The sequence below is a fragment of the Sulfuricurvum sp. RIFOXYD12_FULL_44_77 genome (genome assembly GCF_001830725.1).
Taxonomy (GTDB): domain Bacteria; phylum Campylobacterota; class Campylobacteria; order Campylobacterales; family Sulfurimonadaceae; genus Sulfuricurvum; species Sulfuricurvum kujiense_A.
The window spans coordinates 1-3,487 of record NZ_MIBU01000297.1 but is presented as its reverse complement, the minus strand read 5'-3'; the positions used below and the strand labels follow the sequence as shown (position 1 = coordinate 3,487).

3 protein-coding genes are annotated in these 3,487 nt (G+C 47.3%); all 3 read left to right on the top strand.

From position 1 onward, the window contains the following. Positions 1-1,940 (top strand): Tex-like N-terminal domain-containing protein (locus A2517_RS10920; RefSeq protein WP_294896953.1); only part of this gene is annotated, 1,940 nt, incomplete at its 5' end. A gap of 117 nt (positions 1,941-2,057) precedes the next feature. Continuing rightward, complete coding sequence (locus A2517_RS10915) at positions 2,058-2,486, top strand: Hsp20/alpha crystallin family protein (protein WP_294896951.1); 429 nt, start codon at positions 2,058-2,060, stop codon at positions 2,484-2,486. 2 nt (positions 2,487-2,488) lie between these two features. Then, a partial coding sequence (gene amrS / locus A2517_RS10910) for an AmmeMemoRadiSam system radical SAM enzyme (RefSeq protein ID WP_294896949.1) occupies positions 2,489-3,487 on the top strand: 999 nt, incomplete at its 3' end.

Here is a 3,487-nt window from a genome sequence, read left to right as displayed (position 1 = left end):
GCTATTCGAAAAAACTGCTGGATCGTAAAGAGGAGGTAGCACGTCTCATCGCAGAGCGCTCGGAGTTGAATAACGACTTGCGTACGCGGTTGAACAACGCTCAAACGCTCCAAGAGGTCGAAGACATCTATCGCCCGTTTAAAGAGAAAAAAAACACCCGTGCCAGTGTCGCTATCGCGGCGGGACTGGAACCCTTAGCCGATATTCTAGAACGTGCTCAGATGGAGTTAGGGGAATTTAACAAAAGAGCTGAGAGTTTTATCAAAGGCTCTATCACTTCACGTGAAGATGCGATCAAAGGGGCTCAGGATATTCTAGCGGAGCGCTACAGTGACGATCCTCGTGAACGCGACCACTGGCGTCGTCAGATACTGGATTACTCCTCGTTTGAGATCAAAGCAACCAAAGGGATGAGTGAGGAGGGGCTATTTGCCAAGCTTGCAGGAAAAAGCGAGAAGATAGCCTCCATCCCCTCACACCGTTATCTCGCGATTATGCGCGGGGTGAGCGAAAAAGAGCTGAACGTCAAGATCACCCTCGATATGGATCGGGTAGAAAATACGATTAAGAACTACCGAATATCGCGCCATGCCAAAAGTTCTCAGACTCTGCTGTTGGCGAGCTATCTCGACGGTTTTAAACGGCTCCTTTTCCCTTCGCTAGAGAGGGAAGTGCACGCAATGATTAAAGAGAAATCGGACATACAGGCGATCAATACCTTCGGCAAAAACCTTTCACAGCTTCTGGGTTCTCCCCCCGTCACGAAGCGCTCCATTTTGGGAGCCGATCCAGCGTATCGCACGGGGTGTAAACTCGCCGTAGTAGATGAAAACGGTATGTATTTGGATCACGCCGTCATCTATCCCACCCCTCCGCAAAGCGACTATGAGAAGAGTGCAAAGGTTATAAAGCAGTTGTGTGATCGTTACGGAATTAATGCCGTCGCTATTGGAAACGGAACGGCCTCACGGGAGACGCAGGAGTTTTTTGCGAGGGTGAACCGTGATGAGGGGTTGAATCTCGCCTATACCGTTGTCTCCGAAGCGGGGGCATCGGTCTACTCCGCCTCCAAAATCGCCCAAGAGGAGTATCCGCAGCTCGATGTAACGATACGCGGTGCGATTTCGATAGCACAGCGTCTGCGCGATCCGATGGCGGCACTGGTGAAGATAGATCCAAAATCGCTGGGAGTAGGGCAGTATCAGCACGATGTCGATCAAAAGTTGTTAGAGAAGAAGCTGGGCAGTGTCACCGAAGATTTGGTTAACCGTATCGGCGTTGATCCCAACAGTGCTTCGGTCTCACTCCTCTCCTATGTCGCAGGGGTAGGGGCAAAAGTTGCCAAAGCGATAGTGGAGTACCGCGAGCAAAGCGGAGCGTTTAAAAGCAAGCAAGAGCTCCTGAAAGTCAAAGGGCTGGGGGCGAAAGCGTACGAGCAGTGTGCGGGGTTCTTTCGGATACGGGAGGGGAAAAGCGTGCTGGACAACACGGGGGTTCACCCTGAGAGCTATGATGCGGCAAATACTCTTTTGAAATGCTATGATCTCCCATTGATCACCAAAGAGATGATCCCCTCTATCGCTCAGGAGCTTGAAATCGGGGAGGCGACCCTTGCGGACATTATCGCAGAACTTCGAAAACCGGGTTTTGACCCCCGTGATAGTTTACCGCCGATTATGTTCCGATCCGATCTCACCGATATCAAAGAGCTTAAGGAAGGTTCTATCGTTTCGGGCGTTGTCCGAAACATTGCCGATTTCGGCGCGTTTGTCGATATCGGATTGAAAAACGACGGCCTGATCCATATCTCTCAGATGTCACAGAAACGGATATCACACCCTCTCGAAGTACTGAGTGTCAATCAACAGCTCTCTGCTATCCGTGTCGTGGAAGTCGATGTGGCCAAAGGAAAAGTGGGGTTGAGTTTAAGAGAGGTATGAATCTAATTCGTTTTTTTATAATAAATTTAATTCCAATGGTATTAAAATGGTCATACGTAGAGATTGACTGAAAAGTGCGGTTGTTTCTCTGCAAAATTACTCACTAAAGGATTCACTATGTTGTTAACACGATTTGATCCGTTTAAAGAGTTGCGCACGCTGGAAGAACGTATTAGTGGAGCTTTTTCATCTGATTTATCGAAAGATGTTTTTTCGAGCTTCACCCCCTCCGTCAATACAAGAGAAGGGGAATTTGCCTACCACATCGATGTCGATCTCCCCGGTGTTAAAAAAGAGGACATCAGCGTCAAGGTCGAAAATGGCGTTTTGACCCTCAAAGGGGAGCGAAAGACCAAAAAAGAGGTCAAAAAAGAGGATTATTATCAGTGTGAAAGCAGTTTTGGGAGTTTTACCCGTAGCTTTACTTTGCCCTCAAATATAGATGCTGAAAATGTTCATGCTGAAAATAAAGACGGCGTTCTTGAGATCACTTTACCGAAAAAAGAGACCAAGGGCGAGTCGGTAAAACAGATTAAAGTGAAATAGCAGTGTCATCCATAGCTTGGCTATCACACAAACTTGAAGACGGGCGGATTGCGTGTGAAGCATGTAATCAGCATTGCAAGCTCTCGGAAGGGGAATACGGTATCTGCGGTATCCGTAAAGTTGAAAACGGCGAACTCTATCTCCTCACCTACGGTCTTGCGGCCGCGGTTAATGTTGATCCGATCGAAAAAAAACCGATGTTTCATTTTTTGCCGGGGTCAAGTGTTTTTTCGTTCGGTACCGTCGGGTGCAATTTTTCGTGTAAATTTTGTCAGAATGCCGATATCTCCCAATATCCGAAAGAGCATCATCACGAAATTTTCGGACGTCCGCTTTTGCCTAAAGATGCCGTAGCATTGGCGTTGGAACATGAGTGTCAAAGCATCGCCTACACCTACAACGAGCCGGTTGTCTTTTTCGAATATACCTACGATACTGCCAAACTTGCTCACGAAGCGGGATTGAAAAATATCTACGTTACCAGCGGTTATGAGACCCACAAAGCGATCGATACGATAGCGCCCTTTTTGGACGGAATGAATATCGATATAAAAGGGAATACTCAAAACTTTTACAAAGATATTTGCGGTGCTTCACTCAAACCCGTTTTAGACACCATCGAATATGCGCACAAAAAAGGGATATGGATTGAAACGACGACTCTCCTTATTCCGGGATTGAACGATTCAGACGACGAAATACGCTCTATTGCCGAGTTTCAGGCTTCTCTTGATCCCTCTATGCCGTGGCATATCAGCGGATTTCATCCGATGTATAAGATGATGGATACTCCCCGAACACCTCCCTCAACCCTGAGCCGTGCTTATGAGATCGGTAAAGAAGCGGGATTGAAATATGTTTATGTCGGAAACATTGACGATACATCACGTGAATCGACCTATTGTCCGAGCTGTCATAAAATACTCATTAGCCGTCACGGACATATCGGACAATATGTCACCAACCATTTGGTAAAAGGGAATAAGTGCCCCTATTGCGCT